Raw genomic sequence first — 25,069 nt, forward strand, 5'->3', positions numbered from 1 at the left:
GTCCGGGACGGGGGCCGCCGGCAGGGCAGGCGCGGATGGAGATCGCGGCTCAGGGCGCCTCGGTCGGCCTGGCGCCGGGCGGTCCGGATGGAGATCGCCGCTCAGGGCGCCCGGGGCGGCCGGGTGCCGGGTGACCCGGCTGGGACGCCGCTCAGGGCGCCCGGACGGAGAGTCGCCGGCCGGGCGCCCGTGGGGGGCGAGGTCAGCCGCCGAGCAGGGTGCGGACGCGGGGTGCGCCGGCGGCCAGCAGCAGGGTGGGCAGGCGCGGGCCGGTGTCGCGGCCGACCAGGAGCTCGTAGAGCAGGGCGAAGAACTCGCGCTGCGCGACCTTCAGCTCGGGAGTCGGCTTGGTGTCGGGCGCCAGGCCCGCCTGGATCTTCGGCACGCCGTACACCAGAGTCGTCAGGCCGTCGAGCGACCAGTGGTCGTCGAGGCCGTCGAGCAGCAGCCGCAGCGACTCCCGCCGACGGTCGTCCAAAGACGCCAGCAGCGTGGTGTCGGGCTCGTCGCGCACGCGGGTGCGCTGCTCGGCCGGGACCTGCGTGGTGACCCAGTGTGCCGCCCGGTCGAGCCTCGGGCGGGTCTCGTCGAGGTAGGTGATCGGGTGCTCGGGGTCCAGATCGCGCAGGATGCGCAGGGTCTGCTCCTCGTGCCCGGTGGTGATGTCGACGATCGACGCCAGCGTGCGGTACGGCAGCGGCCTCGGCGTCACGGGCAGCGGGCCCGCGGCGGTGCCGACCGCCCGGGTGTACGCGGCCACGTCGGCGGGCAGCGCGGCGCCCTCGGCGATCTTGCGCTCCAGGGAGTCCCACTCGTCGTACAGCCGCTGGATCTCCTGGTCGAAGGCGATCTTGAACGACTGGTTCGGCCGGCGCCGGGCGTACAGCCAGCGCAGCAGCGGGGCCTCCATGATCTGCAGGGCATCGGCCGGGGTCGGCACGGCGCCCTTGGAGCTGCTCATCTTGGCCATGCCGCTGATGCCGACGAAGGCGTACATCGGCCCGATCGGCTGCTCGGCCTCGAAGACCTCCCGGATGATCTGCCCGCCGACGACGAACGACGACCCCGGCGAGCTGTGGTCGACCCCGGAGGGCTCGAAGACCACGCCCTCGAAGGCCCAGCGCATGGGCCAGTCGACCTTCCACACCAGCTTGCCGCGGTTGTGCTCCGACAGCCGGACGGTCTCGGCGTGCCCGCAGGCGCAGGTGAACGACAGCTCGGTGGTCTCGTCGTCGTACCCGGTGACCGTGGTGGTGTCGCGCTCGCACACCGAGCAGTACGGCTTGTACGGGAAGTAGCCCGCGGCGACCTTGCCGTCGTCCTCCCCGGCCGCGCCGGACCCCTCGGCCGCGGCCTCGGCGGCGGCCGCCTCGGCCTCGTCGAGCGCGCCCTTCTGCTGCTTCTTGGCCGGAGCGGGCTTTTCCTTGGTGCGGTAGCGGTCGAGGATCGCGTCGATGCGCTCGCGCTCGCGCATCGCGAGCAAGATCTGCTCGCGGTAGACGCCGGAGGTGTACTGCGAGGTCTGGCTGATGCCGTGGAACTCGATGCCCAGCTCGGCCAGCGCGGCGATCATGGGGGCCTTGAAGTGCTCGGCCCAGTTGGGGTACTCGCTGCCGGGCGGCGCGGGCACGGACGTCAGCGGCTTGCCGATGTGCTCCGACCAGGAGGAGTCGACGCCCGCCGGGACCTTGCGGAAGCGGTCGTAGTCGTCCCAGGAGATGATGTGGACGACGTCGTGACCCCGGCGCCTGATCTCGTCGGCGACCAGGTGGGGCGTCATGACCTCGCGCAGGTTGCCGAGGTGGATCGGGCCCGAGGGGCTGAGGCCCGACGCGCAGACGATCGTTTTGCCGGGGGCGCGACGCTCCGCCTCGGCGATGACCTCGTCGGCGAATCGTGAGACCCAGTCGGCCTCGGCACTCGTAGCCACGATGGGGTACGTCCTTCCTCGACAGTGTGACGACCCCATTCTCCCGGACTGTGACAGTGACCGGCGCACCCGGCCGCCCGCCGGCCCGGCTTCTAGGGCGTGTCGGACGTCTGGGTGAGCCGGATGTCGGCGAAGGCGGCGTCCAGGAGCGCGGACAGGGGGTGGCCCGAGGCGGCGAGCAGGTCGGCGACGAGCAGGGGGCCGTGGTGGGCGACGGTGACGCCGTCGAGCGGGAAGGGGTCGCCGTCCGGCTGGTGCAGACCGAGGGCGCCGGCCACCAGCATCACCAGCACGTGCGGGTCGACGCCGGGGAACCACGCCGCCGCCGACCGCGCGCAGCGGGCGACCAGCGCCTGGACGTCGTCCGCGGCCGGGCCGCTGGGGTACTGGTCCTGGAGCAGCAGGGTGACGACGGCGCCAAGGACGAGGCCGGTCTGCTCGTGGTCCAGCGCGGCGAGCCGCGCGGCCGCCCGCTCGAACGCCTCGGGCTCGCGGGCGCCGGCGGCGGCGACGGCGTCGGTGGCGGCCTCTGCGATGGCGCGTGCGGGCTGGGGCAAGGGGTTCACGCTCATCGGCTCCTCGGCGGCGGGGCGCGGGCAGGACGGCGCCAGCATCGCACGCCGGGCCGCTCTCCCGGTGCCTGGCCGGGGCCTTCGGACGGCGGCGCGCGTCCGGTGGTGCATGTCCGGGGCCGCGTGTCCGGCGGCGCTTGCCGGCGGTGCGCGCCCGGGCTGCCTTTCCGGCGGTGCGTGCCCGGCGGTGTGCGTCCGGCGGTGCGTGCCCGGCGTCGCGGGGCGGGCGGGAACTTCGGCGCCGGTTGTAGTGTTCCTAGTGGTGCCCACAGCGATGCCGGGCGGGCCGGCAGGCGTACGCGGAGGCGGTGGAAACGATGAACATGGTCTCTGAGTCGTCATCCCGGCAGGCCTCGCAGGCAGCGCCGCGGGAGGCCGGTACGATCGCGGGCTCCGCCGAGCCGCAGCGGGCGCAGGCCACCCGGGGCACCCGCGTGCGTGGTACCCGGCAGTCCGAGGCGCTGGTCTCGGTGCTGGGCGACCTCCCCGGTTTCCACAGCGCCCAGGACATCCACGCCGAGCTGCGCCGGCGCGGTGAGAGCGTGGGGCTCACGACCGTCTACCGCCACCTTCAGGTGCTCAGCGAGCGTGCCGTCGTGGACGCGATCCGCGACGAGAACGGTGAGACCCTGTACCGCCGGTGCGCCACGGGGCGCCACCACCACCATGTGACCTGCCGTTCCTGCGGGCGCAGCGTCGAGGTGGAGGGCACGGCGGTCGAGCGCTGGGCCGACCGCGTCGCGGCGGAGGCCGGCTTCGTCGACGTCGACCACACCGTGGAGATCTTCGGCGTCTGCCCGGCCTGCGCGTCCGGCCGGTCCTGACCTCGGGCGGCCGTTCAGCCGCTTGAAAGCGTTTTGTCGTACTCCCGTCCTAGGCTCCTGCGAGCCGAACTTTGAGGAGGCTGCGGTGGATGTCGACAACGAGGTCGTGCGGTTGTGCGCCGAGGGCATGCGGGCGGAGGCCGAGAACCGGCCCGAGGACGCCCGTCTGCTCTTCGCCCAGGCGTGGGAGCGGCGCACCGACGACTACGACGCCTGCGTGGCGGCGCACTACGTCGCCCGTCAGCAGGAGTCGGCGGAGGAGACGCTGCTGTGGAACGCGGTGTCGCTGCACCACGCGAACGCCGCGGGCGACGGGCGCGTCCGCGCGTTCTTCCCTTCCCTCTACCTGAACATGGGCGCCTCGCACGAGCTGCTGGGCGAGCCCGCCGAGGCCGAGCGCTACTTCCGCCTCGCGGCCGACCACGCGGGCGACCTTCCCGACGACCCGTACGGTGACATGCTGCGCCAGGGCATCGCCACGGCCCTCGACCGAGTCGCCCCCTGAGGACGCCCGCCGGGCCGTGCCTCGGCCGGTCCGGCGCAGGTGGGGGATAATCGGCGGTCATGTCGGGTGGAACCAGGCTGATATGGCCGACCAAGACGGACGAGGCCCTGCGCGCCGCCGTGCACCGGGTGATCCACGCCGTGGTGGAGCAGGGGGGCGCGGTCGGGTATCTCCAACCGCCCGATCGCGGCGTCACCGACTCCCTTCTCGACGCCGTCGTGGCCGATGCCGGGCGCGGGGACGCCGGGCTGGTGCTGGCGAAGGTGGCGGGCCGGGTCGAGGGCATGGGGCTCTGGCGGCGGGGCCCGGGGCCGGTCTACCGGCACTCCGCCGAGGTGGGCAAGGTCATGGCCCACCCGTCCGCGCGCGGCCTCGGCCTCGGTCTTCTCATCGTGCGCGCCCTCATCCCGCACGCCCGCGAGGCGGGCATCGAGCTGCTCACCCTGGGCGTCCGCGGCAACAACCACGGCGCGATCGAGCTGTACGAGCGGGCCGGCTTCCTGGTGTGGGGCGTGCTCCCCAACTCCATCGCCGTCGGCCGCGACCGCTTCGACGACGTCCGCATGCGCCTGGAGATCGCCCGCCCGCCCGGCGTCGTCCACCGCGGCTCGTCCCCCGGCGGCCCCGGTTCCTCCTCTCCCCGCGCCCCGCGCGCCATCTCCTGAGACCTCGGCGCACCGCGTCCGGTCCTCCCAGCGGGCCGTCGTACGGCGGCGCCGTCTTCGTCGTACCTGTGTTCGCCGTATCGGCGCCGGAAGGGTAAGGGCACAGGGCCGGGGGGTGGGCGTGGTGGTCGCTCTTTCTTCTGGCGGGCCGTCGTATGGCGGCGCCGTCTTCGTCGTACCTGTGTTCGCCGTATCGGCGCCGGAAGGGTAAGGGCACAGGGCCGGGGGCTGGGCGTGGTGGTCGCTCTCGTCTGCGGCTGGGCGGGGTGCCGGGCGGATTAGGATCGGGGAGATGAGGGTGACCGTGCTTACGGGGGCGGGGGTGTCCACCGATTCGGGGATTCCCGACTATCGCGGGCCCGACGGGCTTTGGCGCAGGGATCCCGATCACGAGAAGCTCGTGACGTACCGGTACTACATGGGCGATCCGGAGATCCGGCGGCGGTCGTGGCTGGCGCGGCGGGACAATCCGGCGTGGCGGGCGGAGCCGAACGCGGCTCACCGGGCGCTGGCCGGGTTGCCGGACGCCTGGATCATCACGCAGAACGTCGACGGGCTGCACCAGCGGGCGGGGTCGCCGGCCGAGCGGGTGCTGGAGCTGCACGGCAACATGTTCGGGGCGCTCTGCACGGCGTGCGGGGCGCGGTCGCGCACGCGGGAGGCGGTCGACCGGGTGCTCGCCGGGGAGCGTGATCCCGCGTGCCTGGCCTGCGGCGGCATCCTGAAGACGACGACGGTGATGTTCGGGCAGTCGGTCGACCACGAGCTGCTCGAACGGGCCGTCGAGCTGACCGAGGAGTGCGAGGTGTTCCTCGCCGTGGGCAGCTCCCTGCAGGTGCAGCCGGCCGCGTCGCTGCCCCGGGTCGCGGCCCGGGCGGGGGCTCGGGTGATCATCGTGAACGCCGAGCCGACGCCGTTCGACCACCTCGCCGACGAGGTGGTCCGCGAACCTATCGGCCTGGCGATCCCGCAGCTGTGCGCGTCGCTCGTCTGAGCGTGCCGGCATCCGGCGGCCGGAGCCGGGTTCGCCGTCCTCGCTGAGGTCGCGGCTCGGTGGCCGACGGCGCTTTGCCGTTCTGTCAGGTGAGCGGCTCCACGTATGTCGTTCAGGTGAGCGGGCTCCGTGTGTGCCGTCGACGTTCGGGGCCCGCCGGGTTCTCCCTCCGGGCTCACATGATCAGTTTGAGGAGGCGGGCGGCTTCCGGGTCGTCGTGTTCGGTGATGGCCAGGTACAGGCAGCGCAGGGCCAGGGCCGGGTCGAAGTGGTCCAGGCGGAGGGCCTGGGCGGCTCTCGCCGTCTCGGGGCAGGGGCCGGCCGCCGGGCGGATGGCGGGGGCGGTGGCTCTCACGACGTCCACCAGGGGGGCCCAGCGGCGCTGGAAGCGGGTGAACGCCTGCATGGTGAAGTCGGTGGAGTGGGTGTCGGGGCGGTCCCAGCACATGAAGAGGCGGACGATCGCCGGGTCGGCGTCGCGCAGCAGGTCGGCGGCCCAGATGGCGTGGCCGCGGCTGGTGGAGAACTTGCCGCCCTCGTACAGGTAGAGCTCGTTGACGGTCAGCCCGTTCAGGCGGGCCGCGCCCGGCACGCCGGCGGCGGTGAAGACGGCCGGGAACAGCACCGCGTAGTAGAACGCGGTGTCGAGGCCGAGGAAGGACCAGGCGCGTGAGACGCCCTGCCAGGCGGCGGCGTAGTCGCCCAGGGCGCGGACGTCGGGGGCGAGGTGGCCGCCCACCGTGGTCAGGTACGACAGGCCCATCTCGAACCACGCGTCCAGCCGCTCGCCGCCGATCTGGATGCCCCAGTCGGTCGGGTGGGTGACCGGCAGCTCGGGCAGCTCACGGGCCAGGTGCAGGCCCAGCAGCGCGCGCACCGAGGGGGGCAGCAGGGCGCGCGTCCATAGGGACGTCAGCTCCTCGCGGTAGTCCTCCAGCCGGAAGACCAGCCCGGGCCCGCGCGCCTCGACCGGGACGGTGCCGCAGGACGCGCAGGTGGGGTCGAGCATCTCGGCGGCCGAGGTGAACCCGCCGCACACCTCGCAGGTGCCGCCGTCCTTACCGGCGCCGCACAGCGGGCAGGTGCCGGAGACGTAGGAGTTGTGCATCGACCTGCCGCAGTCGCCGCAGGCCAGCAGCGCGCGGTCGGCGGTCGCCAGCAGGCCGGAGGAGGCCATCTCGTCGACGAGCTTGCGGATGACCGCGTGGTGGGTCTGGTCGCCGTAGGGCCGGGTGAAGACGTCGTAGCCGACGCCGGTGGACGTCAGGGTGCGCTGGATGACCTCGGTGTGGCGGTTGATGACGTCCTCGGGGCGCTCGCCGCCGGCCCGGGCCTTCACCAGGACGGAGTTCTGGTGGTCGTCGGTGCCGCAGATCGCCAGCACGCGTTCACCGCGGTCGCGGGCGGCGCGCGCGGCGACGTCGGCCGCGATGTAGGGCCCAGAAAGGTGGCCGACATGGAGCGGGCCGTTCGGCGTGGGGTGCGGTGAGCGGATCACCGTCAACCCTCGCGGTTCCTTTTCACGCATGGGTTCGCTCCCGGCTCGTTCCGGCATGGGGCGGGCACGGAGAACAAGCGTAGCCACGCATTCGGCGAACCTCCATCCCCGGCGGCCCTTTTCGCCGGCAAAAGGCCCCTGGATATCGCGGGGAACCGTTGGTTCAGCCGGGAGAATACCGATCGATACCCCTGCGCTGCTCCTTTCGATACGCCCCGCGCACTTGCGTCGCTATTTGTTGAAAATCCATCACGCCTGTCCATAGCATCCGGTAAAAGGCCTGGACGGACAGCGGTTACCCGCCGGGCCGGAAGCCTACCACCAGGCTCGTAAGGTCAGACAAGGCGATTTGTGAAATGCCCCGTGACGCGCTGCCGGAGGCGGCGGCCGCGCCCGCCGGGGACGAACAGGGAGTGCCGGCCATGCGTCGAGTCAGAAAAACACAATCCGTGAGAAGCGTACGCGTGGTTCCGCTCGACCTGCGCGCGCCTTCCGGGCGCCAGCTGCCCTTCTGAGCCTTTAACCCGCGACGTGCGCGCTCCCCGGTGAAACCAGTACGGGGAGCCGCCATTTCATCCTGTTTCCGGCTGAGTAGGACGCCGCCGGTCGCTGACCGGCTTGGAGGTGGGTGATGACGGCGAGATCACTGCGCCGGCTGCTCTCCCTAGACCCGCAGGAACTCATCCGCTCGCGCCCCGGCCCCCCGGTGGGGGACCCGGAGGTCGGGCGGACCCTCGACACGGTGGTGCACAGCTTCGCCACCGGCTACAACGCGGCGCTCGGCGCGCCCCCGGGCGCGCTCGACCTCTCGCACCTGCCCGGCCCCCTGCGGGGCTTCGCGTACGAGGGGGCGGCCATGAGCATCGGCCTGGTGGACGAGCTCACCCTCGCCCGGGGCCGCCGGATGCGGGCCCTTCTCGACGGGCCCGGCCGGCCGTACGTCCACCTGATCCACGTCGGCGCCGGCTGGGCCTTCGCCCGGCTCCGGGTGCGGCCGTGGACGGGCATGCCCGTCGGGCAGCGGCTGTTCCGCTGGCTCGCGTGGGACGGCTGGGGCTTTCACCAGGCGTTCTTCCGCCCGCGGGCCGTCCTGGTGGAGCACCGGGTCGAGCGGGCCGCGCGGGGCGACGTGCGCCCGATCCGCGACCAGGGCGTCGGCCGCGCGCTGTGGTTCTACGCGGGCGCCGACCCCGCGCTCGTGGCGGAGGTCATCGACGCCTTCCCCGCCGGTCGGCGCCCCGACCTGTGGGCGGGCATCGGCCTGGCCGCCGCCTACACCGGCGCCCAGCCGCCCGAGCGGCTGGAGGACCTGCTGGCGCGGGCCGGCGGCCACCGCGAGCACCTGGCACAGGGGGCGGCCTTCGCCGCCAAGGCGCATCAGATCTCCGGAATCGTCCCCGAGCGCTCGGCCGACGCCGTCGCCGCGCTCACCGGCGCGGGCGTCGACGACGCCTCCGACTGGACCGACGCCTCCCTGAAGGAGGCGCTGCGCCGTCCGGACGATCCGGCCACCTACGAAGCATGGCGTGCAGGGATCCGCCGCGCGTGGGCGCGGCAGGGGGGTGTGGTGTCGTGACGAGGCTGAGAACGAGCGCCGCGGCGATCTGCTCGGTGGTCCTGGCGGTCGCGAGCTGGCGGCTAGCGGAGCTGCCGGCCAGCTCCGACGCCGAGCGGGCGCACGTGGCCGAGCGGTTCGCCTTCCAGCGCGAGCCGCTCAACGGGGCCGCAGGCGCCCGGAGCGTCCGGGTCGTCGCCCCGGCCTTCCAGAAGATCGACCACTGGATCTCCTCCGTAGGCGCGGGCGTCGCCCTCGCCGACCTGGACGGCAACGGCCGCGCCGACGACGCGTGCCTGGTCGACCCCCGGGACGACTCGGTGACGCTGCGCCCGGTGCCCGGCACCGGAACGCGCTACCCGGTCGCCGCGCTGGCGCCCGCCGGCCTGCCGTACGACGCGACCATGGCGCCGATGGGCTGCGTGCCCTCCGACTACAACGAGGACGGCCGCACCGACGTGCTCGTCTACTACTGGGGCAGGTCCCCGGTGGTGTTCCTGCGCTCCGGCGCCGGAGCCCAGGTCAGCGCGGGCGCCTTCACCCCGCGCGAGCTGGTCTCGCCGTACCAGGTGTGGAGCACCAACGCGCTGACCCTGGCGGACGTGGACACCGACGGCCACGTCGACATCGTGGTGGGCAACTACTTCCCCGACCGGGCGCGGGTGCTCGACCCGCGTGCCCACCAGCAGGAGCTGCGGATGCAGCGCTCCATGTCCGACGCCCACAACGGCGGCACCGACCGCGTCCTGCTGTTCCGCTCGGCCGGCGGCGACACCGTGAGCTACGCCGAGGCGAAGGGCGCCTTCGCGCCCGAGGTCGCCGACGGCTGGACGCTGGCGCTCGGCGCGCAGGACCTGGACGGCGACGGCCGCCCCGAGCTGTACATGGGCAACGACTTCGGCCCCGACCGGCTGCTGCGCAACCTGTCGACCCCCGGCAAGGTGCGGCTGGAGCTCATGCGCGGCGTGCGGCACTTCGGCACGCCCAAGTCGAAGGTGGTCGGCGCCGACTCCTTCAAGGGCATGGGCGTGGTGTTCTCGGACCTGAACGGCGACGAGGTGCCGGACATGTTCGTCAGCAACATCACCGAGAACTACGCCCTGCACGAGAGCAACTTCGCCTTCCTGAGCACCCGCCAGAAGCCGCTCGGCGACGACGGCGTGGCGCACTACGACGACGAGAGCGAGTCGCTCGGCGTGTCGCGCTCGGGATGGGGCTGGGACGTCAAGGCCGGCGACTTCGCCGGCGACGGCGACGTGCAGCTCGTGCAGGCCACCGGCTTCATCCAGGGCACCGTCGACCGGTGGCCCCAGCTCCAGGAGCTGGCGCTCACCAACGACGACCTGCTGGCGAACCCGGCCAACTGGCCGCGCCTGCGCCCCGGGGACGACCTGTCGGGCCACGACACCAACCCGTTCTGGGCGCGCGGCGCGGACGGCCGTTTCCACGACGTCGCCGAACGGCTCGGCGTCGAGGATCCGGGCCCCACGCGCTCGATCGCGCTGGCCGACGTCGACCACGACGGCCGCCTGGACTTCGCGGTCGCCAACCAGTGGCGCCAGTCGTACTCCTACCGCAACGTGCGCACGGCCCAGCGGCCGTACCTCGGCCTGACCCTGCTGCGGCCCGCCTCCTGCGCCGCGGGCGGCACGGCGGGCGGCGCGGCGCGCACGGCCGCCGTCGGCGCGACCGCGACGCTGCGCTCGGGCGCCGCCGGCCTGCGCGTCGGCCAGGTGTACCCGGCCAACGGCCACGGCGGGGTCTCCTCGCCCGAGCTGCTGTTCGGCCTGTCCGGCACCGGAGCCGCCGCGGTCACGCTGACCTGGCGCGATGCCTGCGGAGCGCGGCACTCCGCCGACACCACCCTCACCCCCGGCTGGCACAGCCTCGCCCTCGGCGCGGACGGCTCGATCGAGAAGGTGACCCCGTGAGCCCCAAGAAGGACCCCAGGACGATCGCCCTGCGTCGCTTCGCCATGTCGATCAGCGTCTTCACGATCGTCGGGCACACGCTGCTCGGGTTCGAGCAGGCGTACCTCACGCCCGTGGCCGCGATCCTCACCGCCTACGCCATGGAGATCGGCCTGGAGGCGCTGGACGCGTGGGCCAGGCGGCGGCCGGCCAAGTTCCCGCGCTCGGTCGGCGGGATGGTCGACTTCCTGCTGCCCGCGCACATCACCGGCCTGGCCTGCGCCATGCTGCTCTACGCCAACGCCCGGGTGGAGCCGGTGATGGCCGCGGTGGTCATCGGCATCGCGTCCAAGTACGTGGTGCGGGTCAGGATCGGCGCCTCGCGGCGGCACGTGCTCAACCCGTCCAACTTCGGCATCGTCGCGGTGCTGCTGCTGTTCCCCTGGGTCGGCATCGCGCCGCCGTACCACTTCACCGAGTGGGTGTCCGGCCCGCTCGACTGGATCATCCCCGCGGCGATCCTGGCCTCCGGCACGATGCTGAACGCCATGCTCACCAAGAAGATGCCGCTGATCCTGGCCTGGGTGGGCGGCTTCGCCCTGCAGGCGGTGGTGCGCACCGCGATCGAGGGAACCTCGACGGTGAACGCGCTGACGGTGATGACCGGCGTCGCGTTCGTGCTGTTCACCAACTACATGATCACCGACCCGGGCACCACGCCGGTCGCCCCGGCGCGGCAGGTGGCCTTCGGGCTCGCCACCGCGGCCACCTACGGGGTGCTCGTGGCCTTCCACGTGGTGTTCGGCATGTTCTTCGCGCTGGTCATCGTCTGCGTGTTCCGCGGCGCCCTGGTGGCGTACGGCACGTTCCTGCGCGAGACGGCGTGGCCCGACCCCCGCGCCGCCGCGCGCCCGGCCGCCGTCCCGCAGCCCGGGCTCGCCGTGGCCGGGGGGACCCGATGAGGGCCGCGCCCGAGGCGTACGCGATCGTCGGGATCGGCTGCCGCTACCCCGACGCCCCCGACCCCGACCGGCTGTGGGAGCTGGTGCTGTCGCGCAGGCGGGCGTTCCGCCACATCCCGGACGTCCGCCTGGACCCCGCCGGGTACGTGTCGGACGACGCGGGCGACCCCGACCGCACCTACGCCCGGTTCGCCGCCGTCCTGGAGGGCTGGGAGTTCGACCGGGCACGCTTCAAGGTGCCCGGCGCCGCCTACCGTTCCACCGACCTGACGCACTGGCTCGCGCTGGAGGTCGCCGCCGACACGCTGGCGTCGGCCGGGTTCCCCGGCGGGCGCGGCCTGGACACCGCCCGCACGGGCGTGGTGCTGGGCAACACGCTGACCGGGGAGTTCAGCCGGTCCTCGCTGATGCGGCTGCGCTGGCCGTACGTGCGGCGCGTCGTGGGCGAGGGCCTGGCGGCCGAGGGCTGGGACGCGCCCGCCGCCGCGGCCTTCCTGGACCGCCTGGAGAAGACCTACAAGGCGCCGTTCCCCGAACCGACCGACGAGAGCCTCGCCGGCGGCCTGGCCAACACCATCGCCGGGCGGGTCTGCAACCACTTCGACCTCAACGGCGGCGGGTACACCGTGGACGGCGCCTGCTCGTCGTCCCTGCTCGCCATCGTCACCGCCTGCACGGCGCTGCGCGAGGGCGACCTCGACCTGGTGCTCGCCGGCGGCGTCGACCTCAGCCTCGACCCCTTCGAGCTGGTCGGCTTCGCCCGCACCGGGGCGCTGGCGACCTCCGCCATGCGCATCTACGACGCCGACCCCACCGGGTTCTGGCCGGGCGAGGGCTGCGGCATGGTGGCGCTGATGCGGGCCGACGACGCCCTGGCGAGCGGACGGACCCCGCTGGCGCTGATCCGCGGCTGGGGCGTCTCCTCCGACGGGCAGGGCGGCATCACCCGCCCCGAGCGCAAGGGCCAGCTGCTGGCCATCGGCCGGGCGTACGAGCGGGCCGGGTTCGGCCCGGAGACCGTCGCGATGTTCGAGGGCCACGGCACGGGCACCGCCGTCGGCGACGAGGTGGAGATCGCCAGTCTCATCGACGCCCAGCGCGGCCGGCGCGACCTGCCCCCGGCGGCGCTCGGCTCGGTGAAGGCCAACATCGGGCACACCAAGGCCGCCGCCGGCATCGCCGGGCTGCTGAAGGCCACCCTGGCCCTGCAGCGCCAGGTCATCCCGCCCACCACCGGGTGCGACGACCCGCACCCGCTGCTGCGGGGCTCCCGCGTGCCGCTGCGCGTGGCGGCCGAGGCCGAGCCGTGGCCGGACGCGCCGCTGCGCGCGGCCGTGAGCGCGATGGGCTTCGGCGGGATCAACACCCATGTCGTGCTGGAGTCGGTGGCGCCGCGCAGGCGGCGCGCCCTGTCGCCCGTGGAGCGCCGGACGGCCCGCCGCCCGCTCGGCCACGAGGTGTTCGCCTTCTCCGGCGAGACGGTGGGCGAACTGGCCTCCGTGCTCGACCGGACGGCCGCCGTCGCGGCGGCCATGTCCTTCGCCGAGCACGCCGACCTCGCCGCCGCGCTCGCCGCCCGCCACACCGGGGAGCCGGTCACCGGCTTCCGGCTGGCCGTCGTCGCCGGCGACCCCGGCCAGCTCGCCCGCCGCGCACGGCAGGCGTCGCGGCTGCTGCCCGACCTGGAGCGGGCGGCGCCCGGCGCCGTCCTGACCGCGCCCGGCGTCTACGCCTCCCACGGCGCGCCCGGCCGGGTGGGCCTGCTGTTCACCGGCCAGGGCGCCCCGGTGCCCGCCGGGCCCGGCGCGCTCGCCACCGTGCTGCCCGGCGCGGAGTCCTACTTCCGCGCCGGCGCGGACGGCGCCGAGGGGCCGGTGGACACCGCCGTGGCCCAGCCCGCGATCTTCTCCGCCTCCATGGCCGGCCTGCGCTGGCTGTCGGAGCTGGGGGTGGACGCGGACGCCGCGGCAGGCCACTCCCTCGGCGAGATCGGCGCGCTGTGCTGGGCGGGGTCGTTCACCGAGACAGAGGCGCTCGGCCTGGTCGGGTTCCGCGGCGAGGTCATGAGCAAGTCCGGCGCCCCCGGCACCGGCATGGTGTCGATCGCCGCCTCCCGCGAGGTCGTGGCCGGGCTGATCGACGCCACCGACCTGGTGGTCTCCGCCGACAACGGCGCCTCCCAGGTGGTCGGCGGGCGCGTCGCCGACCTGGAGCGCGTCCTGGAGCTGGCCGCCGCCAAGGGCGTCCCCGCGACCCGGCTGGCGGTCAGCCACGCCTTCCACACCGCCGCGGTGACGGCGGCCGAGGAGCCGCTGTCCACCTACCTGGCGGTGCTGCCGGTGTCCGCGCCGCAGCGCACGGTCTTCTCGACCGTCAGCGGGCGGCTGCTGACCTCGGCGTGCGACCTGCGGCGGATGCTCGCCCAGCAGGTCACCGCGCCCGTGCTGTTCCGCCAGGCCGTCGAGGCGCTGGCCGAACAGTCCGCCCTGCTGGTCGAGGTCGGCCCCGGGCGCGGCCTGGCGTCGCTGGCGGCGTCCATCACCGATGTCCCCGCCGTCGCCATGGACGTCGGCGCCCGGTCCGCCGAAGGACTGTGCCAGGCGACCGCCGCCCTGTTCGCCGCGGGCGCCGCCGCCGACCTGCGCCCGCTGTTCGCCGAACGCCTGACGCGGCCGTTCGACCTGTGGCGCGATCCCCGGTTCCTGGCCAACCCCTGCGAGGCCGCCGTCACGCCCGAGGCGCCGGCCGAGCGTGACGCCGGGACCGCCGAGCAGGGCGACGACGGGGACGCCGGCGCGTCCTCGACGGTGCGCCTGCTGGTCGCCCGCGCCGTCGAGCTGCCGGCCGACGCCGTCGGACTGGACGATCGGCTGCTCAGCGACCTGCACCTGAACTCGCTGCGCGTCGCCCAGCTCGCCACCGAGGCGGCGACCGCCTGCGGCAGGATGATCCCCGCCGCGCCGCTGTCGTTCGGCGACGCCCGGGTGGGCGAGCTGGCCTCGACGATCGACGCCCTGCCCCCGGCCGGGGACGACGCCGGCGCCGAGGGGCCGGTGCCGCCCGGCGTCGCCGACTGGCACCGCGTGCTGGTCCCCGTGCTGACCCCCGTGGAGCTGCCCGAGGACGCCCCCGAGCGGTACACCTGGGACGTCCGCGGCTCGGGGCCGATGCGCAGGGCCGTCGAACCGCTGCTGCCGCGCGGGGAGACCGCCACGCAGGCCATAGCGGTGTTCCTGCCCGAGGACCCCGGCGACGCCGACATCGACGAGCTGGTCTGCGGCGCCCGCGAGGCGATGATGTCCGGCGCGCCGCTGGCGGTCGTCGACCAGGGCGACACCGCGTCGGGCTTCCTCGGCACGCTGCGCCAGGAGTACCCCGGGCACCCGGTCAGGTCGGTGCGCGCCTCCTCGCCCACGGCGGCCATCTCGGTGGCGCACCTGCTGCGGACCTCCTCGTTCGCCCACCAGGACGTCGTCATCGACAGGAGGGGCCGCACGGCCGTCGAGTCCCAGCGGCCGCTCCCGCTCAAGCGGGACCAGCCGTTCCCGATCGGCGGCGACGACGTCGTGCTCGTCACCGGCGGCGGCAAGGGCATCGGCTTCGAGACGGCGACGGCGCTCGCCGCCCTGGCCGGCGCGCGGCTGGGGCTGCTCGGCCGCTCCACGCCCGACCGCGACGAGGAGCTGCGCGCCAACCTCGACCATCTCGCGGCCTCGGGGGCGCGGTTCCACTACGCGAGCGCGGACGTGGCCGACCCGGGCGCCGTGCGCCGCGCGGTCGCCGAGATCACCCGGGCGCTCGGGCCGGTCACCGCCGTGGTCCACAGCAGCGGGATCAACAACCCCGGCCGGTTCGCCGACCTGGACGGTGCCGCCTTCGCCGAGCACGCGGCGCCCAAGTACCACGGGCTGCGCGCGGTGCTCGACGCCCTGGAGCGGCGCCGCCTGCGCGCCGTGGTCAGCTACGGGTCGGTCATCGGCAGGTTCGGCCTGAAGGGCGAGGCGCACTACGCGCTGGCCAACGGCCGGATGCGCGAGCTGATGCGGGTGCTCGCCCGCGACCTGCCCGGCGCGTTCGTCTGCAACGTCGACTGGACGGCGTGGTCGGGCGCGGGGATGGGCCACCGGCTCCAGGTCCTGGACAGCCTCGTGCGCGCCGGCGTGGTCCCGATCCCCGCCGACCTCGGGGTCCGGCTGCTCGCCGGCCTGCTGGCCACCGGAGTCCCGGCCTCGTCGGTGCTGGCCACCGGGCGCCTGCCCGACCTGTCCACCCACGCCGCCGGCCCGGCGCTCCAAGCCGGGGCCTCCGGCACCGCGACCCCGCCCGACCCGACGGTGGACGCCGCCGAGCCGTCCGGCGCGGCGCACGGCCGGCGGTTCCTGGAGCGGATCGTGACCCACACGCCGGGCGTCGAGCTGGTCGCCGAGGCCGGGCTGGGCGGCGCCGCCGACGCCTACCTGGACGACCACCGCATCGACGGGCTGCGCGTGCTGCCCGCCGTGGCGGCGCTGGAGGCGATGGCGCAGGCCGGCGCCGCGCTCACCGGCCGCCGGGCGACGGCGATCCGCGACGGGCGGTTCGACCGGCCGGTGGTCGTGCCCGAGGACGGCACGCGGGTCGTGCGCGTGTGCGCGCTGGTCCGCGAGGACGGCGACGTGGACGTGGTCCTGCGCAGCGACGAGAGCGGCTTCGCCGTCGACCACTTCGCCTGCCGGCTCGCCGCGACGGCGCCCGCGCCGCCCGACGTCCCCGCCCGCGAGGCGCCGGTGCCCGCCCACGAGGGGCGGCGGCTCTACGGGCCGCTGTTCTTCCACGGCCCGCCGTACCAGCGGCTGCGGCACTACGACCACCTGGAGGCCACCGGCTGCACCGCCGTCCTGACCGGCGACGACGGCTCCATGATGGGCGACGCAGGCTCCGTGATGGGCGACGCCGGCTCTGTGATGGGCGACGCCGGCTCCGTGATCGGGAACGCCGGCTCCGTGATGGGCGACGCCGGCTCCGTGATCGGGAACGCCGGCTCCGTGATGGGCGTCGCCGGCTCCGCGGCCCCGTCGGGCGGCGGCACTGCCGCGCGGGAGGGCGCCGCCCTCGCCGGGCACGCGGCGGACGCCGTGCTCGCGGGACAGCTCGGGGACGTCTACCGCAACGACGCCTCCATCCACGTGCTGCAGGCCTGCGTGCCGCACCGGCGGCTGCTGCCCGTGGGGTGCGACCGCCTCACCGTCCACGGCGCCGCCGCCCCCGGCCCGCTGACGCTCGCCGCCGTGGAGCGCGCCCACACCGGCGCCGACTACACCTACGACGTCGTCGTGCGCGACTCCGGCGGCCGGCCGGTGGTGAGCTGGCAGGGCCTGCGGCTGCGCGACGTCGGGCCGCTCGACGGCGTCCGGTCGCTGCCGCCGCTGCTGCTCGGCCCCTACCTGCAGCGGGTGGCGGGCGGCCTGCTGCCCGGCGCCGCGCTGCGGGTGGCCGTCGCCGACGGCGGCGCGCGCACGGCGGGCAGGGGCGGAGACGGGCACGCGCCCGGCGGCCGTCCGCTGCCGTCCGGCGGGTCCGCCTGGAGCCGCACCCGCCTGGACGGCATGGTGATCACGGTGTCCGGCCCGGCCGGCGCCACGATCGCCTGCGACGCCGAACCCGTCCCCGCCCGGGACGACCTGGACGGCGTCCGCCCGCTCATCCCCTGGCCCGGCCAGGCGGCCGAGCTGGCACGGCTCACCGGCGAGCCGGAGGCGCACGTGCTCGCCCGCCTGTGGACCGTGCAGGAGTGCCTGTCCAAGACCGGCCGCACGGCGCACGGCCCGCTCACCGTCCGCGGGGCCTTCGAGCAGGGATGGGTGCTGCTCAGGGCCGGGGCCGACGACGTGGTCTCGGCCGTCGTGGACGTCGACGGCCGGCCCTCGCCGGTCGCGGTGGCCGTGCTGGCGTCCCCCGCGCGTGAGGCGGCGCCCCGGCCCAACGGCGCCGCGCGCCGGGACCCGGCCCGCGCGCAGGCGCATCCGCCGCCCGGCGACGCGTACCGCGCCCCGGCGTTCCCCGTGGAGGTGGCCCGGTGAAGCCCTACTTCGCCTACGAGCACTTCGTGACGTTCTCCGACACCAACCTGGTGGGAAACGTCTACTTCGCCAACCACGTGGCCTGGCAGGGCGAGTGCCGCGAGCGGTTCCTGGCCGAGCACGCCCCCGGCGTCGTGGCCGATCTGACCGCAGGCGAGCTGGCCCTGGTGACGGTGTCCTGCTCGTGCCACTACTTCGGCGAGCTGTACGCGCTCGACCGGGTGTCGGTGCGGATGTCGCTGCGCGCCGTCGCCTTCAACCAGGTGACGATGGACTTCACCTACTACCGCGTCGGCTCGGGCCCCGCGCAGCTCGTCGCCCGCGGCGAGCAGGCGGTCGCCTGCATGCGGCGCGACGGGGCCGGGGCCCTCGCGCCGGTGGAGGTGCCCGAGGAGCTGCGGCTGGCGCTGGAGGGCTACTCCGCCGCCGGCTTGGTCAGGGCGACGTAACGCCATGGATGTCCACCTGGAGCCGTCCTCGGCGGCCCCGAAGGCGCCACCCGCGCAGATGGAGCCGATCATGCCTTCCCCCCACGCGGCACCGCTCTACCGCGACCAGGTCATGGACACGGCGCCGCCGACCTTCGGCGTCGTCGGCTGCGGGCGCATGGGGTCGGCGCTGGCGCGGCTGCTCGCCGCGCAGGGCTTCGGCGTCCTGCTGACCAGCAGGACGCGGCGCTCGGCGACCGAGCTGGCCCGTCAGGTGCCGCACGCGGACGCCGGGTCGCTGGAATGGCTGGCGGCCCGCGCCGACATCGTCGTGCTGGCGACCCCGATCGAGGTCACCTGCGCCGAGATCGCCCCGCGGGTGCGCGACCTGGTCGGCGGCAAGGCCGTCATCGACGTGTCCAACCCCGGGTTCGCGCCCCGCCCGCACCTGCCCACGGACGGGCCGCCCGCGGCCTGGGCGGAGGCCACGACCATGCCCGGGAGCACGTCGTTCGCCGAGCGCATCGCGGCGCTGCTCCCCGGCGCCCACGTGGTGAAGGCCCTCAACTGCGTCGCCGCCAAACGCGTCGCAGGCGTTGGCGAGGGTGGCGCGAAGGTGACCGTGCCGATCGCCGGCGATCACCTCTCGACCAAAGCCCGAATCGGGGTGATCCTCGAAGTGGCCGGTTTCGACATCGCGGACGCGGGTCCGCTCTCAAGCAGCAGGTGGATCGAGTACCTGCCGCAGCTCCTGCTGCGGCGGGGGATGGAGGCACCGGCCGGACTCTCCCTGGACGGCATCGGCATCTGACGCGCGAAACGGAGAACCCCAGATGGTAGACCTCGCCCCACAGCCGCCCGCCCCGCCCTCCTCCGCCCGCCCGCCCCGACTCGGCCTGATCATCGCGCTCAGCGTGCTGGCCGGCTTCCTGCTCACCGTCGTCTGGTCGGCCACCTTCGTGGACGCCACCATCGGCGACAACATCGCCAACACCGTGCTCGGGCACGACGCCAAGGAGGTGCCGATCTCCGGCATCCTGGCCGGGCTGGCGTTCGCCTTCGCCACCGGCCTGGCCGGCAGCTTCACCGCCTGCAACATCGCCGTCTTCGGCACCGTGGCGCCCCTGCTCGGCCAGACGGGGACGGCGCGCAGCCGCCTCGCGGCGGTGCTCGGCCCGATGCGCTGGCTCGTCGTCGGAATGGTGGGCGTCTCGGCCGTCTACGGCGCGATCGTCGGCATCGTCGGCACGAGCATGCCGCAGTTCTCCACCGCGCCCAACTCGGTGGGGCTGTCGCCGCGCAGCATCCAGTCGATGGTGGTGTTCGGCATCATCGGCCTGGTCTTCGTCTACCTCGGCCTCGCCGCCCTCGGCGTGGTGAAGGACCCGCTGGCCAAGGCCTCCGAGCGGTTCCCCGGGGCGCGCATGCTGGTCCTGGGCGTGCTCATCGGCGGCTTCCTCATCGGACGCCCGTTCGGCCTGTTCCGCCAGCTCTTCCGGGACGCGGCCGAGAGCGGCAACCCGCTGTACGGCGCGGGCGCGTTCGTCCTGCAGTCCGTCGGCAACATCCTGATCATGGTGGCGCTGGCCGCCGTCCTCGTCCTGGTCGCCGGGGGCCCCATCGGCCGCTGGGTGGCCGCGAACCCCACCAGAGCGGCCGTCATGGTCGGGGTCTCCTTCATTATCGTCGGCGTTTTCACCTTCCTGTACTGGGACGTCCGGCTGCTCGCCCGGCGGGAGATCCTGCCGTGGTATCCGATCGCACCGTGGGCCGGCTGAGAGACATTGGCAATCCGCGAGAAGAACGGAATGCGAAACACTTCGTAGGTTCGAGGAAAATCAACGCGTAATTGCGGGGAAGGGGTGATGGCACCGTGACCGCCGTAGAGCAGGAAAGAATGCCGCCGGCCGGTTTTCCGGCGGTGGATCCCGCGAAAGTCGTGGAGCTGATGGACCGCGTCATGCGGGACATGGGCGGCGCGATGACCGGGCTCCTGTGTGCCATCGGAGGCCGCCTGGGACTGTTCCGGGAACTGGCGGCCTCCGGCCCCTCCACCAGCGCCGAGCTCGCCGCCCGCACCGAGCTGGACGAGCGTCACGTCCGCGAGTGGCTGCTCGGGCTCACCGCCGCCGGATACCTGGAGGCGGACCGGGCGTCCGGCAGGTTCGTCCTGCCGCCGGCGCTGGCGATGGTCGTCGCGGCCGAGGGGTCGCCGTTCGACCTCTCGGCCGGGTACCAGCTCATCCCCGCCCTGGCCGGCATGGTGGGCGACGTGTGCGAGTCCTTCGTCACCGGCGAGGGCGTCGCGCAGGACCGCTACCCGGCCGAGCTGTACCAGGCCATGGAGGAGATGAGCGCGAGCTGGTTCGACACCATGCTCGTCCAGCAGTGGATCCCCGCGATCGACGGCCTGCCCGCCCGCCTCCAGCGGGGCGGGCGGGTCGCCGACATCGGCTGCGGGCACGGCCGCGCGCTCATCGCCTGCGCGCGGGCGTTCCCGGAGTCGCGGTTCGTCGGCTTCGACGCCTACGGCCCCAACGTCGAGGAGGCCCGCGAGGCCGCAGAGGAGGCCGGGGTCGCCGACCGGGTCACCTTCAAGCGCCGGGACGCCACCGGCGGGCTGCGCGGCACGTTCGACCTGGTGACCGCGTTCAGCGTTCTGCACGACGCGCCCGAGCCCCTGCCGCTGCTGCGGGCCGTCCACCGGGCGGTCGCGCCGGACGGCGTGTTCCTGCTGCTCGAAAGCGCCGCCGCCGACGACCCCGTGGACAACGCCGGCCCGTCGGCCACCGTCCTGTACGGCACCAGCCTCCTGTACTGCCTTCCGGCGTCGCTGGCGGAAGGGGGCCCCGGCCTCGGCACCCTGGGGCTGCCTCCGGCGCGGATCCGCGAGTACTGCGGCCAGGCCGGGTTCCGGTCGATCCGGGCGCTGCCCTCCGCGAACCCGTTCAACGCGCTCTACGAAATCCGCCCCTGACCATACGAGGAAAGCAGGAGGAACCATGTCGACAGCCGAGAACAAGGCGCTGGTGCGCAACCTCATCGAGGCCTGGAACAACGGCGACCTCGGCAGCATGATCGGGTACTGGTCGCCTGACATGGTGCACTACTCGCGCGGCGAGGTCCTGGACGCCGGCAGCGTCGCCAGCGCCATGCAGGGCGTCATGGACGCCTTCCCCGACCTGAAGATGAACATCGAGGAGATGATCGCCGAGGACGACAAGGTCGTCTCGATGATGACCCTCAGCGGCACGCACACCGGCACCTTCCTCGGCGTGCCGCCCACCGGCAAGCCGGTGTCCATCTCCCTGCAGGGGATGGTGCGCATCGAGGACGGCAAGGTGGTCGAGCACTGGGGGGTCGCCGACGGGCTGGCGCTGCTCCAGCAGCTCGGCTTCATCCCCGAGGAGTTCCTGGCCGCGACGGCCTGAGGTGCGACATGTATGAACTCGCCAGGATGTACCCGCCCGCTTCGCGCAGGAGCACCAAGAGCAAGGTGCCCCTGTGGCGGACGCTCACCCGCACCGGCGCGGTCGTCGCCGTCGCCGCGGCCTTCATGATCCCCGCCCTGGCCGGCGTCGCCGTGGTCCGCGTGGCCCGCGGCCGCGACCGGGCCAGGAGCTTCCTCTACCGGCGCGTCGTACGGATGCTCCAGGCGCTCGGCCCGACGTACGTCAAGTTCGGGCAGATCGCGAGCACCCGCAGGGACGCGCTGCCGCCCGAGCTGTGCGACGCGCTGTCGGTGCTGCACGACGGCGTCGGCCCGATGTCGGTCGCCGCCTCGCGGCGCGCCCTGCGCGCGGCGTACGGCGACGACCTGCACAAGCTGTTCCCGACCGTCGACGAGAAGCCGGTGGCCAGCGGCAGCATCGCCTGCGTCTACCGGGCGGTCCAGGCCGACGGCCGCGTGGTCGCGCTGAAGCTCAAGCGGCCGGGCGTCGACACGCTCATGCGGGCCGACCTCGACCTGGTGCGCCGCATGGTGCGCCTGGGGGAGCGCTCGTCGAAGATGGGCGGCATGCCGGTCGGCGAGCTGGCCGGCTACGTCAGCGCCGCCATCCTCGGCCAGCTCGACTTCGCCAAGGAGGCCGCCAACTCGGTGCGCATGCGCGGCATCCTCAAGCCGGTCAAGGACGTGCAGGTGCCCGCGCTGCTCGGCGAGCACTCCAGGCCCGAGTGCCTGGTGTTCGACTACATCCCCGACCTGGACGCGACCGCCGGCGAACGGCTGCCCTACGGGGTGCGGGCGCGGCTGGCCGCGACCGTGCTGACCGCCGCCAGGAAGATGATGTTCGTCGACGGGTTCGTCCACTGCGACCTGCACCCGGGCAACCTGTACCTCACCTCCGACGCCCGCGTGGTCATCCTCGACGCCGGGTACGCGGTCCAGATCCCCGACCGGGTGCGCCGCCTGATGGGCGAGTACTGGTCGAGACTGCGGGCCGGGGACGGCCGGCGCTGCGGGCAGATCGTGCTGGAGAGCGCGGTGAAGGTCGGCGAGGAGACCGACGTCGACGCCTTCGTGCAGGCGGTCACCGACCTCGTGCAGGCCTCGGTCGGCTCCGGCGAGCAGTTCGACATGTTCGCCTTCGGCAACAAGATCTTCGACCTCCAGCGCGAGCACGGCATCTACGCCGCCTCCGACTTCGCCTTCCCGCTCATGTCGCTCCTCGTCCTGGAGGGCACCGTGCGCGGCATCTCGCCGGACGTGGACTTCCGGCACGTGGGCGAGAAGCTGGGCAGCGGGGCGGCGGCCAGAAGCCAGGCCACCGTCATCAGGTAGCGCGCCGCCGCGCGTCACAGGGACGGCCCCGCGAGGGCGTCCGGCTGAGAAAAACGACCCGCCACCTCGGTTCCGCGCGCCCGGAAACGCCCGCGGCCGCGGTGGCGGTCGTCTTTCCCGGCACCCCGCGATGGGCAATCCGCGAGAAGAGCACGCCGGATTCGTCACCGTAGATTCCAGCTCAGGAAAGAGCGCCTGAAAGGCAATCTTCAGTGGTGAGCGGAGGACTCTCAATGGGTGGCTGCAGTGAATCCGTCGACCGTCGATTCCCGGTACAGCAGATTTCCGAGTCGACCTGGATGCGCGCGACCGCGGGAAACATCGCCGCCGATTACGCCAACGGCTTTCAGGACGTGGTCTCCGGCTTCCTCAGCGGGCGCCCCTCGTGGAGGGCGTACCACGACAGCCTGCGCAACGCCTCCCAGCCGGAGCTGGAGGAGCTGGCCGCCTCCCGGCGGTCGGAGAGCCTGGCCTTCCTGGTGCTCATGCTCACCGGCGTGTGCAACGCCGACTGCGGCATCTGCTTCACCGACCGCAAGCGCAAGCCGAACGAGCTGACGGTCCCCGAGCGTGACGACCTGCTGGCCCAGGCCGCCGCGCTGGGCGCGCAGTACGTGTACGTGCCCGGAGAGGGCGAGCCGACCCTGGACAAGGGCTGGTGGAACTTCCTGGAGACCTGCGGCGAGCTGGACCTGCCGGCGGTCGTCTTCACCAACGGCATGATCTTCGGCGACGAGGACCTGTGCCGCCGCACCTGGGGCATGACGCCACTGGAGGCCGCCAAGAAGATCGCCGACTACCCGGTCTATCTCTACTCCAAGTACTGGACCCCCGACTCGCGCCTGTCGGCCCGCCTGCTCAACGTGCAGGAGCGGCGCCAGCCGTACGGGCAGGTGGACGGCGTGCCGGTGCCGCTCGGCCTGCAGACCCTCATGGAGTACGTGCCGCGCGACCGCGTGGGCATCGAGGTGTGCGTCGAGCGCCGCAACGCCGACGACGTCATCCAGACCATCGTGCCGTTCGCCGAGCGGCACGGCCTGGCCACGCTGGTCGAGATGATGCAGCACAACGGCCGCACCTTCCAGGACCCGTCGTACGACATGACCGACCTGCAGGCCGACGCCGTCGCGCCGCTGCTGTCGCCGACGAGCTGCACCCTGGGCACGTGCAAGGCCGTGGTCACCGTGCAGGGCTACCTCAGCCCGCGCATCGCGGTCCTGGAGAACCAGCTCCCGCAGGACCGCAGGCGCGTGGTGGGGGCCGACTTCTACCGGCTGCTGCACGAGACCCCGTACATCGTCGAGCGCCGTTACAACCTCGCGTGCCTGTGCGAGACGATCCCGGCCGAGCTGGCCGGCGAGAAGATCGACCTGCGCTCGGTGTACAACGTGACGCCGCCCGCGCTGGCCAACGCCGTGGGCATCTCCGTCGACGCCGAGCCGCAGGGCGGCGGGGTCGCCGTGGCGGCGCCCGCCAAGGCGTCCGCGGGCGGCTGCGGCGTGTCCGGCGGCTGCGCCTCCTGCACGGCCCTGTGCGCCCAGCACTGATCCGATGCGTTCCCTCCGGGACGACGTCCTCGGCGCCTGCCTGTCAGGCGCCGAGGCGATCGAGACCATCGCCTCCCGCATGTCCGACGACGACTGGTTCGCCCCCACGCCCTGCCACGAGTGGGACGCCGCCGACCTGCTGGACCACGCCTTCTGCATCGCCGAGGACTACAACCGGTTCCTCGACTGCGTGATGGACGGCCGCACGGGGCCGCTGCTGGTGCACGAGGACCTCGCCACGCACAACGCCGAGCGCATGGCCGGCCTGAGACCGGCCGCGCCGCTGGTGCGGCTGGCCGAGTTCGGCCTGGCCGCCCGCCGGTTCGTGACCCGCCTGCCGGAGGCGTGGGAGCGGCCGCTGTTCCGCATGGAGGGCAGGCAGTGGCGGGTCGGCGACTACGCCGGCTTCTGCGCCCTCGAATGGCACGTCCACGCCTGGGACCTGTTCACCAGCGCGGGCGTGACCTACCGCCCCTACTGCCGCGCCACGCTGGCCACCGTCTGCGGCGACTGGCTGCCCGGCCTCGTCCGGGTGGGCGAGGACCCCTGGGACGCCCTGCTCCAGGCCTCCGGCCGCCACCCGGACGTCGGCGTCTGGCGGCAGGCGTCGTGAGCGCGCCGGTCGTCACGGAAGGCGCGGCGGGCCCCCGGATCCCGGGGGCCCGCCGTGTTTCGACGTGCACGACCAGGCCGGCCACCCGCCGCGCGCGGCCCAGGGGCGTCCCCCTGTTTCCGTATGTGCGGCACGTGGGTCGTCTCTCTCCGCCTGCGGGGCCCATGGGCCATCCCCTCCGCGTGTGCGGCACATAGGACGTCCCTTTCCGCGCGTGCGGCCCA

At 73.8% G+C, this 25,069-nt stretch carries 19 protein-coding genes; 16 read left to right on the top strand and 3 right to left on the bottom strand.

Annotated elements, in window-relative coordinates:
- Positions 1 to 202 precede the first annotated feature (202 nt).
- Positions 203 to 1,930 carry a lysine--tRNA ligase gene (gene lysS / locus PYR91_RS27420; RefSeq protein ID WP_279784283.1) on the bottom strand — a complete coding sequence of 576 codons (1,728 nt, stop codon included), beginning with the start codon at positions 1,928 to 1,930 and terminating at the stop codon, positions 203 to 205.
- A gap of 92 nt (positions 1,931 to 2,022) precedes the next feature.
- Positions 2,023 to 2,496 carry a hypothetical protein gene (locus tag PYR91_RS27425; RefSeq protein WP_279784285.1) on the bottom strand — a complete coding sequence of 158 codons (474 nt, stop codon included), beginning with the start codon at positions 2,494 to 2,496 and terminating at the stop codon, positions 2,023 to 2,025.
- Between the two features lie 323 nt (positions 2,497 to 2,819).
- On the opposite strand from PYR91_RS27425, the gene PYR91_RS27430 reads away from it, so the two are divergent.
- The 4 genes from PYR91_RS27430 (at position 2,820) to PYR91_RS27445 (ending at position 5,490) form a co-directional block, all read left to right on the top strand.
- Positions 2,820 to 3,326, top strand: a complete 507-nt coding sequence (locus tag PYR91_RS27430; protein WP_347943519.1) for a Fur family transcriptional regulator — start codon at positions 2,820 to 2,822, stop codon at positions 3,324 to 3,326.
- Between the two features lie 85 nt (positions 3,327 to 3,411).
- Complete coding sequence (locus PYR91_RS27435; protein WP_279784287.1) at positions 3,412 to 3,831, top strand: hypothetical protein; 420 nt, start codon at positions 3,412 to 3,414, stop codon at positions 3,829 to 3,831.
- A gap of 59 nt (positions 3,832 to 3,890) precedes the next feature.
- Positions 3,891 to 4,496 (top strand): GNAT family N-acetyltransferase, encoded by a 606-nt coding sequence (locus PYR91_RS27440; RefSeq protein ID WP_279784289.1) that lies wholly within the window; start codon positions 3,891 to 3,893, stop codon positions 4,494 to 4,496.
- A gap of 292 nt (positions 4,497 to 4,788) precedes the next feature.
- Positions 4,789 to 5,490, top strand: coding sequence for a Sir2 family NAD-dependent protein deacetylase (locus tag PYR91_RS27445; protein ID WP_279784291.1), 702 nt, complete (start codon positions 4,789 to 4,791; stop codon positions 5,488 to 5,490).
- Positions 5,491 to 5,665: 175 nt separating this feature from the next.
- On the opposite strand, the gene PYR91_RS27450 is transcribed toward PYR91_RS27445, so the two are convergent.
- Positions 5,666 to 7,018, bottom strand: a complete 1,353-nt coding sequence (locus PYR91_RS27450) for a class I tRNA ligase family protein (protein WP_279784293.1) — start codon at positions 7,016 to 7,018, stop codon at positions 5,666 to 5,668.
- A 601-nt stretch (positions 7,019 to 7,619) separates the two neighbouring features.
- On the opposite strand from PYR91_RS27450, the gene PYR91_RS27455 reads away from it, so the two are divergent.
- The 12 genes from PYR91_RS27455 to PYR91_RS27510 all read left to right on the top strand — a co-directional run bounded on the left by PYR91_RS27455 (position 7,620) and on the right by PYR91_RS27510 (position 24,845).
- Complete coding sequence (locus tag PYR91_RS27455) at positions 7,620 to 8,564, top strand: DUF1702 family protein (protein WP_279784295.1); 945 nt, start codon at positions 7,620 to 7,622, stop codon at positions 8,562 to 8,564.
- On the top strand, positions 8,561 to 10,474 hold the full coding sequence (locus PYR91_RS27460) for a VCBS repeat-containing protein (protein WP_279784297.1): 1,914 nt from the start codon (positions 8,561 to 8,563) through the stop codon (positions 10,472 to 10,474). The genes PYR91_RS27455 and PYR91_RS27460 overlap by 4 nt, the downstream gene beginning before the upstream one ends.
- Positions 10,471 to 11,415: an enediyne biosynthesis protein UnbU gene (locus tag PYR91_RS27465; protein ID WP_279784300.1), complete on the top strand. Its 945-nt coding sequence runs from the start codon at positions 10,471 to 10,473 to the stop codon at positions 11,413 to 11,415. Before PYR91_RS27460 ends, PYR91_RS27465 begins: the two co-directional genes overlap by 4 nt.
- Positions 11,412 to 17,474 (top strand): type I polyketide synthase, encoded by a 6,063-nt coding sequence (locus tag PYR91_RS27470; RefSeq protein ID WP_279784302.1) that lies wholly within the window; start codon positions 11,412 to 11,414, stop codon positions 17,472 to 17,474. Before PYR91_RS27465 ends, PYR91_RS27470 begins: the two co-directional genes overlap by 4 nt.
- A complete protein-coding gene (locus PYR91_RS27475; RefSeq protein ID WP_279784304.1) occupies positions 17,471 to 17,923 on the top strand; it encodes an acyl-CoA thioesterase in 453 nt (150 codons plus the stop codon). Before PYR91_RS27470 ends, PYR91_RS27475 begins: the two co-directional genes overlap by 4 nt.
- 70 nt (positions 17,924 to 17,993) lie before the next feature.
- Positions 17,994 to 18,713 carry an NAD(P)-binding domain-containing protein gene (locus tag PYR91_RS27480; RefSeq protein ID WP_279784306.1) on the top strand — a complete coding sequence of 240 codons (720 nt, stop codon included), beginning with the start codon at positions 17,994 to 17,996 and terminating at the stop codon, positions 18,711 to 18,713.
- A 22-nt stretch (positions 18,714 to 18,735) separates the two neighbouring features.
- On the top strand, positions 18,736 to 19,680 hold the full coding sequence (locus tag PYR91_RS27485) for a hypothetical protein (protein ID WP_279784308.1): 945 nt from the start codon (positions 18,736 to 18,738) through the stop codon (positions 19,678 to 19,680).
- Between the two features lie 143 nt (positions 19,681 to 19,823).
- Positions 19,824 to 20,879, top strand: coding sequence for a methyltransferase (locus PYR91_RS27490; RefSeq protein WP_279784310.1), 1,056 nt, complete (start codon positions 19,824 to 19,826; stop codon positions 20,877 to 20,879).
- A gap of 25 nt (positions 20,880 to 20,904) precedes the next feature.
- A complete protein-coding gene (locus PYR91_RS27495) occupies positions 20,905 to 21,333 on the top strand; it encodes an ester cyclase (protein WP_279784312.1) in 429 nt (142 codons plus the stop codon).
- An 8-nt stretch (positions 21,334 to 21,341) separates the two neighbouring features.
- Positions 21,342 to 22,685, top strand: coding sequence for an AarF/UbiB family protein (locus PYR91_RS27500; RefSeq protein ID WP_279784313.1), 1,344 nt, complete (start codon positions 21,342 to 21,344; stop codon positions 22,683 to 22,685).
- 299 nt (positions 22,686 to 22,984) lie between these two features.
- Positions 22,985 to 24,232 carry a hypothetical protein gene (locus tag PYR91_RS27505; protein ID WP_279784315.1) on the top strand — a complete coding sequence of 416 codons (1,248 nt, stop codon included), beginning with the start codon at positions 22,985 to 22,987 and terminating at the stop codon, positions 24,230 to 24,232.
- 4 nt (positions 24,233 to 24,236) lie between these two features.
- Entirely contained in the window at positions 24,237 to 24,845 is a 609-nt protein-coding gene (locus PYR91_RS27510) for a maleylpyruvate isomerase N-terminal domain-containing protein (protein ID WP_279784317.1), read from the top strand.
- Positions 24,846 to 25,069 lie beyond the last annotated feature (224 nt).

The sequence above is a fragment of the Sphaerisporangium sp. TRM90804 genome (genome assembly GCF_029846175.1).
Classification (GTDB): domain Bacteria; phylum Actinomycetota; class Actinomycetes; order Streptosporangiales; family Streptosporangiaceae; genus Sphaerisporangium.